Source organism: Bacillus cereus group sp. BfR-BA-01316, from assembly GCF_022664195.1.
GTDB lineage: Bacteria > Bacillota > Bacilli > Bacillales > Bacillaceae_G > Bacillus_A.
Genome location: NZ_JAKUGX010000005.1, coordinates 126,219 through 140,546, shown reverse-complemented (window position 1 = coordinate 140,546; position 14,328 = coordinate 126,219). Strand labels below are relative to the sequence as shown.

The following is a 14,328-nucleotide window of genomic DNA, read 5'->3' as shown; positions in this document are numbered from 1 at the left end:
CCACAATAATTATACCATTTTTATACAAAATAATCAGAATAGTAAGATTCATATAATTTCATATAAAAAAAGAACTTGCAGTATTCCCTACAAGATCTTTTTTATAAAACTAGATTTCAGACGATTTCTTCAATAAAATCATAAACCAAACTAAAGTAAATGCCATCATTGAGTGAGAGAAACCTACAATATAAGTTAACCCTTTAAAGTCCGCTCCATTTAATTGAAGAAGCCCTCTCGCTGCCAGCGAGCCTAACATTAATGTTAACGCAATATTATGTAAGATAAACCAGTTATTAAATCCTTTCACTTCATGAAACGCAAATACTTTTGCTAATCCTAAAGCAATTAAAAAGAAGAAAAATCCAAGTACGAGAGTGTGTGTATGCAAAAGATTTAATAGTGTAGATCCTAGAATCCCTTTATATTTTCCATACTCCCTAGCGAATATCCCTGACAATAAACCAATGATTAAATAAGTAAACGATGCATTATATAATTTCTTCATTATGTACCTCCTTAAGTAGAATGTGTAGTGTGTTATATTTAGTAATAATGATAGTTATATAGTAAAAACTCCTAGTTTCCTAAGAGTCATTGTATAAGTATCTCACTCTTTACAATCAATCCTAATTATAAAATATCCTTCTATACAAAACAATCGAACTTTATGTGAACAAGTAGAGATCAATTAAAATAACTTGCACTTTTATTTTGCACAATCCATACTAATTGTTATAACTTTTAAAGGTGGTGCAATAGATTGATAGTTCTTGAAACTGAACGACTCACTCTTCGCTGGTTCGACGTAAAAGATGCTCCGTTTATTCTCGAGTTAGTAAATGATCCTGCATGGATTCAGTTTATTGGCGATAAAGGGGTTAGAAACTTAGAAGATGCTAAAAATTATATTTTAAACGGCCCAATCGCTATGTATAACAAAATTGGATTTGGTCTTTACTTAGTAGAACGAAAAGAAGATCTTACTCCACTTGGTATGTGCGGTCTTATTAAAAGAGACTCGTTAGAAGACGTTGATATCGGATTTGCCTTTTTAGAAAAATTCCGTTCGAAAGGATACGGCTATGAATCAGCTTCTGCTGTAATGGAATACGGTGTACAGAAGCTAGGAATGAAACGAATTGTAGCAATTACTTCTATAGATAACACTGTTTCAGGAAAGCTTTTAGAAAAAGTAGGATTACGATTCGAAAAAATAATTTCAGACTCAGGAGAAGATCTAAAATTATTTGGGTATAACGCATAATAAAAAAGGTCGCCATTCACGGCGACCCTTTTACTATTTCACTTCTACCGTATAATTCCCTGTTCCCCCACCATACTGATATACATGTAAATAATACTTCCCTGGATACGTATAGTAGCTGCCTACTAATTTATTCCCTTGCGGCTGAGCATACGTAATATAATTATTTAAATCTGCTTCTGAATAAAGCACTCAGTTTACTCCGATATTATTTTCCTTCGTTACATTAATTTGAAGGTTTTTCGCAATTTCTACATTTATTTCAAAGTAATCACTTGTATCACCATTTCCTAAACTAGCACGTAAAACTTGATTTAACTGCAGTTTATTCGCTGTTTTAAATGAATTATTTGGCTCTTGTTCTACACTGTTATCTTCTTTCTTTTGAACTGTCACGCTTGTTGTATTCGTATTAGCTGCTCCCTTATCATCTGTTACTGTTAATTTCGCTGTATATGTTCCTTCATTTGTATATACGTGAGTTGGATTTTGTTCACTACTTACAGTACCATCGCCAAACTCCCATTTATAAGAAGCAATTTTCCCATCTTCATCTTTTGATCCATCGCTTTTAAACGAGATTGCTTCATTCACATTTCCGCTATACGGACCATTTATAACCGCAACTGGCACTTTATTCACTGCACCTTCTTCTGTGTTAATGCCGTGGAACACAACGTCATACTCAAATTGCCCTGATGCATTTACACGGTAATTCACAAAGTAAGCTGTTACTGTTTTATAGCCTGTCCATTCTTTTGCACTTAAACGTTTTAACGTATCATTAACGTTTTGCGTAATTGTTTTCCAGTCTTCATTTTCTCCTTTTGCAGCAGTACCTGTATACGTTCCTTGCAGTGTAAATGTATTAAAGAACTGTGATTTATTTTTCTTTACTGATACATTATTTAATTTCGCTTCCGCTGTAATTTCTGCCGCAATATCCGAAACTGGTTTCGGTGCATGAGTTGCTAAATAATCATCTGACACGAGTGGCACATTATATTTCTCACGATTATCTACTAACATTTGCATATAGTCTTGATACTCTTTATTTAAATTTGCATCTTTACTTAAAGCAGAGCGGTATGCATCATATGCTGTCACATCATTTTTCCTAATAAGGTCATGAATTTTGTCAAACATATCATATCTCTTATTGTACATATATGATTGTAAAGCGAAGGAATAATTATAGAAATCCCACGTTCCATACTTTGCATTTAACGTTCGCTCTGCCGTATAACGTTCTGCTGGATTTGAAGATAGTCCTCCTATAATGCTCTTTCTCGGTACAACATTATCCGTTCTCGTTGCCCCTGCAAAAAACTCAGCATTTCCTTCTTCAAACCAAGATAATCTCTCATTTTCATATAATTTACCTTGTCCCCAAAGTCCTGGCACTTCATATCTACCTTGTAAGTAATGCGTGAACTCATGTCGGAACAATTCTTCTAAACTATAAATACTTTCCTCGGGTGTACGTTCATAAGTAAAGAACGTACCTGTTCCTTCTATATAAAGGCCGCCGTTATTCGTTTCATATCCGTACAATTGACGGTTAAATTGATATTCAGCTGGACTATTGTAAATAACCATCGTTAATACATCATCAGGATTCCCTTTTTCTAAAGGCTGATCACTTTCCACAGTACGATGGAATTGAGCCTTCACTTCTTTTGCCGCCCAATATAACCGTTTTACTTTTTCTTCTGTCACTTTATCTCCAGCTTTTAAAACAATTGCTCCATCATCAAATGTATACGTTTTCGGCAAATACTTTTTCTTCCCATCTTCTCGTATTTGATCTAAATTAACAACGTTACCATTTGCATCTTTCCCGCCATAATTCGTCGTAATTTGCTCAGCTGCTACGAAATATTGCTCACCTAAATAAGGATAGATTTTCATCGCATCTGTTACAACTTGCAATCCTTTCGTCCCTGTACTATGGAACATACCGAGTCTACCTGTATAATAGATCCCATTATTAATAAGCCATCCGTTTTTCGCTGTAATCGTTCCCATTAACGCAAATCTACTTAACTCATTAATATAACTATCTATTTTTTGATACCACATTGTATCTTTCGGTGCTTTATTCGTATCGTACAAATACGACTGAATATCATAATCGACACCTTGCATAATATCGTACACTGCATTACCTGATGAACGATTATCTATAAATGTAGAAAGATTATCATTATATTGCTTGAAAATGTTCGCAGCTGATGAAATCGTTTCCGCATCACTAGAAGCGTTTCCTATTAATTTCCCATATGATGATACAACTTTATTTTGTTCTAACGTACCGAGTTTGAAATTTTGGTTTTGGGAAATCGATTTCAATGCAGGCAAGCACTTGTCATGATAGCTCCGCTCATTAAGTTTACTTAATTCTGCATTATAAAACCCTAAATAAAACCCAGAGCGCAATACCTCTACTAACGTTTCAATCCCTTTTGAATCATCCTTCGTATAAGCTTGTCCTTGCTGCTTCAATTTATCAATAATCGCCTGCATCCTACTATCATTTTGATAGAATGCAAGGCTGTCCTTATTAAACTGAAATAGCCCCGTAATTTGTTCCCCATCAATTGTTACGAGCAAATCTACTAACTGCTGATTACTTAATTGATTTAATTCAGCAATTGTATAAGTTTTCGCCACAGCTAATTGCTTACTTTCCTTTTTTACTTCAGGCGGTCTTTGCGATAAATCAGCAAATTGTAGCCTTTTCTCAAAAGACTTGCTTTCGAGCACTTTCGATGAATGAGCTAATTCTTGCACTGGCAGTTGTACACCAACCGGCTCCATTTTGAGCACATTGCGATAAGAAACTTGTTCCCCCTTAGTATCCTCTGCCGATATGTTCCCTTGAAAGCTACCTAACAGTAAACTAGCAAAACTTACCCCTACTAACATTTTTTTCGAATAGCCTTTCATACTCTCCCCTACCTTACATTTTTTAGTGTCCCGCTCCATTTTTTTACTATTCTGACTATTTATTATGTATTGAGAAAAACTTTGAAAACGTTTACACATTTATCTATTTAAAGTAACATCGATTCTTGACTTCTTCTGCGATTTATGTCAAAAAAGAATAAATAATAGCGAAATTCCCGCTATTATTTATCCCACTTTTTCATTATTATGATTTTAGCTTTATAAACGTAATTTCCGGTAACGATTGCATATGTTGAATGAATGTATTCTTTTCTTCTGCCGATATATTTTTTAGTTGCATTCCTACTTTATAGAATACTCCCTCCTCTTGCTGTAAAACATCAACTTCATACGAAAGGATTGGAATGGCTTTCGCTTGTAACATTTCTAATATTTGCTGAACTGCTTCGTGTTTATTCATACACATTTGCACTGATATATTTTGTGGAAATAAAAATTGCACCTTAAAAATACGGCTTACAATCTCTAAACCAATTAAAACGAGAATCGTAGCTCCAACTCCTACTACGTACATGCCTGCACCAATTGCTAATCCAATTCCTGCAGTTGCCCATAAACCAGCCGCTGTCGTTAATCCTTTCACTGCCTGCTTTTGAATAATAATTGTACCTGCACCTAAAAACCCTACTCCACTCACAACTTGTGCTGCAATACGACTCGGATCAAGAGACATATGGTCTTCAAACACAATATCTGAAAAAGCATATTTCGAAACAACCATTATTAAAGCACTTCCTACCGCTACTAAAAAATGCGTTTTTAATCCTGCCTCTTTTGAACGAATTTCTCTTTCAATACCGATCATCGCTCCTAATAATCCAGCAACCCCTATTCGTATAATAAAATCAATATCTAAACTCACGAGCCCTTCCCCCTTTTATTCATTATAGAGAGATAAAACGAAAATTATCACATGTATCTATCCATCGATATAAAAGCATTTTATTAAAATACATTTAATATTCCAGTTTATTTATGTTAATATTTTAAATATTAGCATAAATAAACTGACCTACTTTTCATACGAAAATCTTCAAAGTGAAACGTGTAATTTACTTGCAGTTGAAAATGGCATATGAAATGAGGTTGAGAAAGTTATAAATCACTTTCTTTTTATGCTGAAATTTTGTTGAAATAAAGGAGATTACAAATGATGAATGTATCTTTAATTACACCTACTACTGATTTACAAGAAGAATATTTAGATTTTTATAACGAATGGAAAGATAGTGGTGAAACGATGATTCCGTGGGTTATTTCAAAAGACCCTTCCGATTTCACGGTAATGATTCAAGAATTACACGACGCACATAACGGAATAAACATACCTAAAACTTGGGTGCCAGATTCTACTTATTGGCTCGTCACAAACGAAAATAGAGTTGTAGGAGCCGTTAATATTCGCCATAGTTTAACAGAGCATTTATTTCATGCTGGCGGTCATATCGGTTATGGCATTCGCCCTTCTGAAAGAAGAAAAGGTTATGCTACGAAACTACTCGAGTTATCATTGGAGAAAACGAAGGAATTAAACATCACGAAAGCACTTGTCGTTTGCGATGAAGTGAATACTGCTTCAGAGAAAACGATTTTACATAACGGTGGTCTCCGTGATGAAGATTACACTGAAGAAGATGGTAATGTTGTGAGAAGGTATTGGATTGAACTCTAAATAATCAAAAAAAATCCAGAAAGTGATTACACACTTTCTGGTTCCTTTTATACTGCTTCTATTTCAAACTGCACTGTAATACCACTCGGATCTACTACCGTAAATACATTTGTAGTTTCATTTATTTCATGTTGTTTTTCTACTAATCTTTCTTTTACTTCATCTAACGCTTCTTTATGAGGCAGTACAATCGTATACACTTTTAGTCCCGTTGCATGTACTGGTGGATGCGGGTTATTTACCCCATTCCACGTATTTGCACCGATATGGTGATGATAACCTCCTGCCGAAATAAATAAGCAATCATCTTCACGCTGTTGTACTTCAAAACCTACTGTATCTACATAAAACTCATGTGACTTCTCGACATCAGCTATTCGTAAATGTACGTGCCCAACGACAGTGTCAGCAGGTAATCCATCAAACTCATAATCAACGAGCTTTGCTAGTTCTTTTAAATCAAGTGGCGTACTTCCTCCTAGTCCCTCTCCCCACTGATCACGCGGACGGTCTGCATATACTTCGATACCATTACCCTCTAAGTCTTGTAAATAAAACGCCTCACTATACGTATGATCACTTGCGCTATTAAACCTTGAAATTGGTAAAATTTCATTTGAATATGTATAACGTCCTTCTTGCTCAATCGGACTATCAATTACCTTTTAACACCAAATAGTGCCGAAGCAAAAGCTTCACGAGTTGGAACTAAAAAGGCGACATGATATATACCCGTCGTACGTGGTTCTTGAAGCGCTGCATCTTCCACCTGCTCAAGAACGAGTAAAGCATTCTTACCACCTTTTCCAGCTAAATATGCTTTATTCCCCTCTTGCTTAATTACTTCTAAGCCTACTACATTCTCATAGAAAACAATTTGACGCTCTAAATCTTTCACTTTAAATTCCACATGACCAATACGTGTTTTTGGATGAATTTGTACCATGAATAACTTCCTCTCCAGTTTCCTTTAGTTTTTTATATAAGTTGATAGGCAATAGCCCTATTCAACGAATACACCTTAATTTTGTTTTTTTGTAGCATCAACTTTTAGCCATTTTTTCGATATTTCGCTTAATGTTCCATCTTGTTCTAATTCTTTTAGCGCCTTATTTATATCTTCTAACTTTTCACTCTTTTTTGCAAATGGAAATGCGATCTCTCCCCATTCAAGTGGACCAAATCCCACTTTCACATTATCTAGTTTCGCCTTTGTGATTGTTGTTTCCACTTGAACTTTATCATTATAATAAGCATCGACACGCCCCAGCCCTACTTCATTCAATTCCGCTGTTGGATCTTCTGAGAACGTTTTAATTGTAAAGACATTATCTTTGTTTAATGCTTTTAACTCTTGTTCTCCTGCTGTGCCAAGCCCAACTCCTACCGTCTTTCCTTTTAAATCTTCTAGCGACTTAATTGTTTTATTATCTTTCTTCACCGCGAAAACAGAGCCTGAATACACATATGGGATTGAAAAGTCATATTTCTTTTTTCTTTCTGGAGAAACTGATAGTTCATTTGCAATCGTATCAATACGGCCTGAATCTAATAAACCGAATAATCCTTCAAAATCAGAAATATTCCATTCTACTTTATATCCAGCCTTTTTAGCAGCCGCTTCAATAATTTCAGCATCAAAACCTTTTACTTTTTCACCTTCTTTAAAAATAAATGGGCTACGACCTGCAGAAGTCCCAACTTTCACTACTTTTTCATTTGTTTTTTCACTTGCTGCATTAGAACCACAAGCAGACAAAATCCCTGTCGATACCGTTAATGCTAATGTTAGTAATAATGACGATTTTTTCATAACTCTTCCTCCTAAATAACGAAATGATTGCCTTCTTCAGAAGCATTTAATTGCCGTAAAAACTTTTTCGTACGTTCATTTTGTGGGTTTCGGAAAATCTCTTCTGGCGTTCCCTGCTCTACGATAATTCCATCAGCCATAAATATAATGCGATCCGCCACCTCTTTTGCAAAATTCATTTCATGTGTAACAATAACCATCGTTATATGCTGTCTTGCCAATTCTTTAATAACTTGCAATACCTCATTAACTAATTCTGGATCAAGTGCTGAAGTCGGTTCATCAAACAAAAGTACAGCTGGATTTAAAGCCATTGCTCTAGCAATCCCAATCCTTTGCTGTTGCCCGCCGGATAACATTGCCGGATAAAAATCTTCTTTACCAGCTAAGCCTACTTGTTTTAATATTTCTCTCGCTATTCCCTTTGCCTCTTCTTCACTTTTTTTCTGTACAACCGTTAATGGCGTTGTAATATTTTTCAATGCTGTTTTATTTTTAAATAAATTGTAGTTTTGAAAAACCATAGCTGTTTTTTGGCGTAATCGTATTATTTCTTTTTTATAAAGTTTTTTCGTATGAATCTCTAAATCTTCAATTCTAATACTCCCATCATCCGGTTGTTCTAATAAATTCAAACATCTCAGCAATGTCGATTTCCCTGAACCAGAAGGTCCAATAATTACTACCACTTCCCCTTTTTTCACAGCAAGTGAGATCCCTTTTAGTACTTCATTATTTTTATAGGATTTATACAAATCACTTATCTCAATCACATATATCACCTCATTTCTGTTATAGATACGGTGCGTCAAGTTTCTTCTCCAACTTTTTCTGTCCCCAGCTAATTACGATTGTAATAACCCAATACACAATCGCTACCGCTAAATAACTTTCCATATAACGATACGATTGCGCCGCTAGCATTTTCGCTTGCGCTAAAATTTCAGCTACCCCAAGTGCAAAAGATAACGAAGATTCTTTTAACAATCCAACAAAATTATTTCCAAGTGACGGCACAGCTACACGAATAGCCTGCGGAAAGATGATTTGTCGCATCGCTTGTGCTTTTGTCATTCCTACGGATAAACAAGCATCCATTTGTCCTGATTCTACAGCATTTAATGAACCTCGAATTATCTCTGACAAATAAGCAGCATTATTTAAACTGAGACCAATTAAAGTTGCTTGCATAGCTGTAAGTACTGTAAAAGTCGGAAATATTTGTGGCAATCCGAAATACAACACAAACAATTGAACTAATAACGGTGTTCCTCTAAAGAAAGAGATATACACCCTTGCAATTGGATATAACAATTCCGTTTTGTTTTTTGTAATGATCGCCAGGCCAATCCCTATAACGAAAGAAATAATCATTGAAACAACAGTAATCCCTAAAGTTATGTATACATACTTAAATAATTGCGGAAAACTTTCTAAAAAATACGCCACATCAAATTTCACTTTGCTCCCCCCTTTCTAGACAAAAAACTCTTCTTACACATATAAGAAGAGTTGAATGTTAATCCATTTCCCCCATCTCCCAAACGCCTCATACGTTTGCTGGAATTAGCACAGTACTTTTATAGCCTGTTGCTGAGATTTCATCGGGCCAGTCCCTCCATCTCTCTTGATAAAAAACTAATAAATTTTTCCATTTATTAATTTGTTATTATGAAGAATACAGTTAAATCATAACAATATCAATAGGAAAACTAAGAATTAAATCTACACTTTTTTCGAACATACAAACAATACACCACCAAAATTACTATTCTTAATAAACTGTACACAAAAAGCCGGTACTTCTAACAAACTTAGAAATACCGGCTTCAAATCTTTTATTCTTATAGCTTATGATATTTATCTCATCTTATGTACTTCAGCAACTAACTTCCCGCCCTGTATGCCCATATAAAGCTTAACAGGAGCATCATTCGTGTTTTCAAATACTAAGTCTAAATATGGATACGCAATTGTAGCATCTCTTCCTTGTGGTACATAACCTACTGTTTTAGAATGTGTAGTTCTCTCTACCATTTTCAAACCAGCTTGATCTGCTGCATTGAATAAAGTAGATGATGTTTGACAAACGCCACCACCATAACCATCTACTAATTTACCATCTACAATTTCTTTTCCTAATTGGTACCCTTTATCTGGTGTTGTATCTCCAATTAGTGCATTAAAAGAGAAACGGTCTCCTTTCGCTAAAACAACTCCACTTACGCTCTGAGCAGATAAACGAATATTCTCAATACGACCACCAGTTGAACCACCTAAATTCGTTTCATACCTACCAATTACAGTACCACTGCCTTGCGCATCACTTAATGTTGCAGTAGGTTTTTTCTCCACAATTGGTAACTGATAAGTAGAATCCCACATACCTACATTTAATAATTTGTCTACTAACTCTTTTTCCATTAATTCATAAGAAGGCTTTCCTTCTTGCCATGATCCATCAGGCGCTATACGTGAAGGGACCATCTTTTTGTCGACGCTTTTCCCGACTTCACCTGCAACCTTCGTTACCGATTTTTTGAATTTCGCCTCATCTTCAAAATAACCTAAACTCGATAAGTCTATTTTTTTCACTTCAGTACCAGTACGCCCATCCACTAAGCTAATTGAATCCTGTACATCAGCCTTAGCCTCTACAACGTTCCCACCAAAATCACTTACTAATGCCACATCACTTACTTTTGTGCCACAACCACTTACTACAGCTACGCATAGCACCCCTACTAATATACCCTTTATTTTTCGGAACAATATACTCTCTCCTTTTCCCCAACATTATTTCTTATGTATTATTTCATTTTATGTATGTTTTGTTACAATCATTTTACAATATATTTAGAAAATGTTACAAGTTGTTTTTTACTCTATTTAAATTACTCTTTTCTTTTGTAAATGTCTATACATATTTATATAAATTTTCGAGTTTGATAAGATTGTAACTTTTATGCAACCTATTTCTATCCAGTATATACCATTCGACAGATGAAATACAAATGTAAAACTCTTTCATTTCACCTCTCTATTCACCTGCATGCTTCAAAAACCGTAATACCGATTTCTCATATGTGATCATTATTAAACAACTTAAACCGAGTTTTTATAGGTAAAAACAATTAATCCCTTCAGCGTATATAGGTATTTGCCGTGCCACTACTCCGCTTTTGCACATACATTATGGTGAATTTAACCTAATTATAAAGAAATGGAGGATGTTTTTATGTATCCCTACAATCCTTATGATCCATATAACCAATATGGTTACCAACCTCAGTATGATTTACAGGCACAATACCAACAATATATAGATCCAACAGAGCAAATTAATCCATATGATTCAAATCGCCAATTTCAACTTCCAATCTCTTTCCCTGGTACTGGAAACCGTCAATTAGAAAGACGAGTAAATGAGCTTGAGCAAAGAGTACGTCAACTAGAAAACACAGTTGAGCGTCATACGCGTAGATTAAACCGCTTAAATCAGCGTTTACGTACAGTAGAAAATAGACTAAACATACCATTTTCAGCATTAGAAGACGGATTTTAATTTCGAAAATAACAAATATATAAGGAAGGGACTCCCCCTTCCTTATATAAATTGACGAAAGTTTTTTCCATCTCTATACTGATAAGAGTTAATGAAATGAAACAAGGTGATAAATATGGATTTTGAAATAAATTTTCTTTCCTTTTATGTAGTACAAGTAGAAGGAAAAGGTGAAGCAATTGATAAACGCTATAAACATTTTCAAACATTAGATGCTGAAGAGTATGAAGATAGCTCTTTAAAAGAATTTTTGAATGGTGAATTATTAAAAATTTCAAAGCGAAAAGTAGAACGTCACGCAAAAACAGAACAAGCCCCAACAAAGATTGGTCGCTTTATTGTAGAAGAAGGGCACGAACTTGATTCAAACCCTCATTATAACTTATTTAATCGTATTCGTTTTGCAGAAACAAAAGAAAACTTCAAAGATATGAGCGAACCTCTCGTTTATACATACCTTGACACAAGCGCTGTACGTGGTGGTGTATTTTTAATCGCTCAAGCAAAACTACGCAAATACTTTGATGATCCATTCGTATTCGTAATGAAATGTGACTTCGAACCAAAGGTTGCTTCCATTTCTGATGAATCAACGCTTATTCGTAACGTTGAAATGGCCATCACAACAAAGAATATGAAATCTATCCAATATCCATACATGCCTGAAGAAGGTATGGTGGAGCCTGGCGAACTAAAAATACACCAAGCATCACACGCCCGTTACTTTGAGGACTTCTTAAAATTCGTCGAGTACGAACGCTCTATGCCTGAAATTATGAAAACACAAGTAATGGACATGGTATACGACCAAATTGAAGATGTATTTGAAGAAGGTACAGAAGAACGCGAACAGTTCGACCAAGCAATGGAAGTATGGGCTGCCAGTCCGAAACGTGAAATTATGGAACAATTTTCAACAGAAGAAGTAATGGAAGCTACTGCTCAAATCGTCGAGCACGCCCCTGAGGTGGAATTAAAGCTAAAAGCAGATCATATCTCTGTGAAGGCTTTGCTGGCTGATTTCGGAGACCTAATACATATTGCAAAGGTAAACGACCGCTATGTATTAATGATTGAGGCTGATACACTTACGTTTGAGAAAGGCTTCTCTCCAATTGAGTTTCTGAAGCCAGATGAATTGCAAGACGTGATTGAGCGGATTGAGAAGAAGCAACAGTATGAGTATGATCCGAGCGGGATTGAATAGAACTCTTTTATAAACAGTGACTAATAAAGTGTTTATAATATCAATTATGTGTTCACAAGCGTGACCACGTTTGTAAACATCCAGTACTAAAATTCTTGGTTCCAATATTAAATAAATGCTTCCATATAACTATTTTTTACTGAGCGCTTTTAACAAGCGCTCTTTTATTTTGGTCACATTTATGCATCTATTTGGTGGTCACTAAAAGTATATGGGTACTAAAACTTTCTACTATTTGAGTTTTTGAAGCCGGATGAGTTGCAAGACGTGATTGAAGAACTTCAACAAATTTCCTGGTGGGACTGGGATATATCTACTATCACGGCGTCTTTACATTTTCTTCTTTCAGATAATGTCAGTGAGTTTATTCGAGAATATAAAGAGTGATCAACTCACTTAAAAAGTAAATACTAAAAAACTCCTATATCTATAAATGGAATAGGAGTTTTTACATTGCTCACTAATAAATTCTCCTTATAAAAAGAGGACTAGCCGTAGATACCGTAATACGTTTACTTTACCTTTCCCTCTTTCTCCAGCTTCTTCATCTCAGCCAAATACTTCAACTGCCGCTCCGCTTTTCTCACCGCCGTAGGAAAGTGTTTTTTCAGAAGTTCTACTGCAGATTCACTTATATAATATCTTTCCGTTATACTTTCCCACGTGTCACTACTTTCGAATGCACTCCATACAAAAGGACGCTCTGTATTTTTTCTCATTTCTTTAAATACCCATTTCCGCATCTTTTTTTTCGCTTTTTCTGTTAGTTTCCCGTTCTTTACAAGTTCAAGCTCACCATGTCTTTTATATCGTTTGTTAATATCTCTCTCGCCATATACTTTAAGAAATATATTTGCAGTATTCTCAGCATCTGCTAAAGCTCGGTGTTGCTTTCCTTGCCATGTTAAACCGATCTGTTCTACTGCGAACTGTAAACTTGGCGTATGTTCAAACAATTCTTCATACGCTTGGAAAACGAACTTTTGCAAATCAAACCTGCTCTCTTTTTCCATACATGGGCATTCTACACCGTGTAATGTACAATCTTGAGATAGAAAACGATAATCTTCTTTTCCCCATGAAATAAATATAGAATCTTCTCCGATGAACTGAATAAATTCCTCTATAATTTGAGGGAATTTCTCGACACCAATTAAATCTTTCTTTGTAATTCCAGTTAATTTTGTTGTATGACGAGTTAATGGGGCACTTGGTTTTACTAACTCTGAAAATTCTCCAATAACCTTCATTGTACTCACATCTATTTTTATAGCTCCAATATCAACTATTTCTGACGGATCTTCTGATTTATACGGCCTAAAATTCCTTTCAATATCAAACACAATGAAATGTGTAGCCTTTTTCAATTTGTATACCTCTTTCTAATTCCTATTAATATGAAAAGCCTAATTAACAGCTTCACTTTATTTTCAGTATCTATTTATACATGCAGTTTATACATTTAATAAACTTAAATATAAATCAAAAATTCAGTCTTATTCACAAATATACATAGGAGGACATTCACTTATCAAAAAAAACGCAAAAAAAAAGAAGGGCAAGCCCTTCTTTTTTTCATAATTACTTCTTGTTTACGTTTGTTGCTTGAGGTCCACGGTTACCTTGTTCTACTTCGAAAGTAACTTCTTGACCTTCTTCTAAAGATTTGAAGCCGTCGCCTTGGATAGCTGAGAAATGAACGAATACGTCTTCTCCGCCTTCAACCTCGATGAAACCGAAACCTTTTTCTGCGTTAAACCATTTTACTTTACCGTTTTGCATTTAAAAAATCCTCCTACAATGTACCTATATGTACATATTCATTTTCAACCAC

Annotated in this window: 12 protein-coding genes, 2 pseudogenes and 1 riboswitch; of the genes and pseudogenes, 4 read left to right on the top strand and 10 right to left on the bottom strand. The window is 35.1% G+C overall.

Annotation, left to right across the window (positions count from 1 at the left end):
• Positions 1 to 109 precede the first annotated feature (109 nt).
• Positions 110 to 508 (bottom strand): DUF2871 family protein, encoded by a 399-nt coding sequence (locus MR071_RS06485; protein ID WP_242235441.1) that lies wholly within the window; start codon positions 506 to 508, stop codon positions 110 to 112.
• Between the two features lie 255 nt (positions 509 to 763).
• Between MR071_RS06485 and MR071_RS06480 the strand changes: the two genes are divergently transcribed.
• The gene (locus MR071_RS06480; protein ID WP_105585217.1) at positions 764 to 1,267 is read left to right on the top strand and encodes a GNAT family N-acetyltransferase; all 504 of its coding nucleotides are present in this window, start codon (positions 764 to 766) and stop codon (positions 1,265 to 1,267) included.
• 33 nt (positions 1,268 to 1,300) lie between these two features.
• Here the strand turns inward: MR071_RS06480 and colA are convergent.
• Positions 1,301 to 4,216 (bottom strand): annotated as a pseudogene (colA, locus tag MR071_RS06475) (collagenase ColA).
• 205 nt (positions 4,217 to 4,421) lie between these two features.
• Entirely contained in the window at positions 4,422 to 5,099 is a 678-nt protein-coding gene (locus MR071_RS06470) for an MgtC/SapB family protein (protein WP_105585219.1), read from the bottom strand.
• 291 nt (positions 5,100 to 5,390) lie between these two features.
• On the opposite strand from MR071_RS06470, the gene MR071_RS06465 reads away from it, so the two are divergent.
• On the top strand, positions 5,391 to 5,909 hold the full coding sequence (locus MR071_RS06465; protein WP_105585436.1) for a GNAT family N-acetyltransferase: 519 nt from the start codon (positions 5,391 to 5,393) through the stop codon (positions 5,907 to 5,909).
• A 47-nt stretch (positions 5,910 to 5,956) separates the two neighbouring features.
• On the opposite strand, the pseudogene MR071_RS06460 reads toward MR071_RS06465, so the two are convergent.
• From MR071_RS06460 to MR071_RS06440, 5 genes and pseudogenes are all read right to left on the bottom strand, one after another.
• Positions 5,957 to 6,855: pseudogene (locus MR071_RS06460) on the bottom strand (VOC family protein).
• A gap of 75 nt (positions 6,856 to 6,930) precedes the next feature.
• The gene (locus tag MR071_RS06455; protein WP_105585221.1) at positions 6,931 to 7,722 is read right to left on the bottom strand and encodes an amino acid ABC transporter substrate-binding protein; all 792 of its coding nucleotides are present in this window, start codon (positions 7,720 to 7,722) and stop codon (positions 6,931 to 6,933) included.
• An 11-nt stretch (positions 7,723 to 7,733) separates the two neighbouring features.
• Positions 7,734 to 8,495 carry an amino acid ABC transporter ATP-binding protein gene (locus MR071_RS06450; protein ID WP_242235439.1) on the bottom strand — a complete coding sequence of 254 codons (762 nt, stop codon included), beginning with the start codon at positions 8,493 to 8,495 and terminating at the stop codon, positions 7,734 to 7,736.
• Between the two features lie 19 nt (positions 8,496 to 8,514).
• On the bottom strand, positions 8,515 to 9,183 hold the full coding sequence (locus MR071_RS06445; protein WP_105585223.1) for an amino acid ABC transporter permease: 669 nt from the start codon (positions 9,181 to 9,183) through the stop codon (positions 8,515 to 8,517).
• Between the two features lie 69 nt (positions 9,184 to 9,252).
• Positions 9,253 to 9,359, bottom strand: a riboswitch (SAM riboswitch).
• Positions 9,360 to 9,582: 223 nt separating this feature from the next.
• Positions 9,583 to 10,494, bottom strand: a complete 912-nt coding sequence (locus MR071_RS06440; protein WP_105585224.1) for a VanW family protein — start codon at positions 10,492 to 10,494, stop codon at positions 9,583 to 9,585.
• A gap of 466 nt (positions 10,495 to 10,960) precedes the next feature.
• Between MR071_RS06440 and MR071_RS06435 the strand changes: the two genes are divergently transcribed.
• Both MR071_RS06435 and MR071_RS06430 read left to right on the top strand, forming a co-directional pair.
• On the top strand, positions 10,961 to 11,287 hold the full coding sequence (locus MR071_RS06435; protein WP_142395794.1) for a hypothetical protein: 327 nt from the start codon (positions 10,961 to 10,963) through the stop codon (positions 11,285 to 11,287).
• A gap of 115 nt (positions 11,288 to 11,402) precedes the next feature.
• Complete coding sequence (locus MR071_RS06430) at positions 11,403 to 12,494, top strand: DUF3900 domain-containing protein (RefSeq protein ID WP_105585226.1); 1,092 nt, start codon at positions 11,403 to 11,405, stop codon at positions 12,492 to 12,494.
• Positions 12,495 to 13,006: 512 nt separating this feature from the next.
• Here MR071_RS06430 and MR071_RS06425 read toward each other — a convergent pair.
• Together MR071_RS06425 and cspB are read right to left on the bottom strand one after the other, a co-directional pair.
• The gene (locus MR071_RS06425) at positions 13,007 to 13,861 is read right to left on the bottom strand and encodes an exonuclease (RefSeq protein ID WP_242235437.1); all 855 of its coding nucleotides are present in this window, start codon (positions 13,859 to 13,861) and stop codon (positions 13,007 to 13,009) included.
• Positions 13,862 to 14,075: 214 nt separating this feature from the next.
• Positions 14,076 to 14,276 carry a cold shock-like protein CspB gene (cspB, locus tag MR071_RS06420; RefSeq protein WP_001179147.1) on the bottom strand — a complete coding sequence of 67 codons (201 nt, stop codon included), beginning with the start codon at positions 14,274 to 14,276 and terminating at the stop codon, positions 14,076 to 14,078.
• Between the last annotated feature and the right edge of the window lie 52 nt (positions 14,277 to 14,328).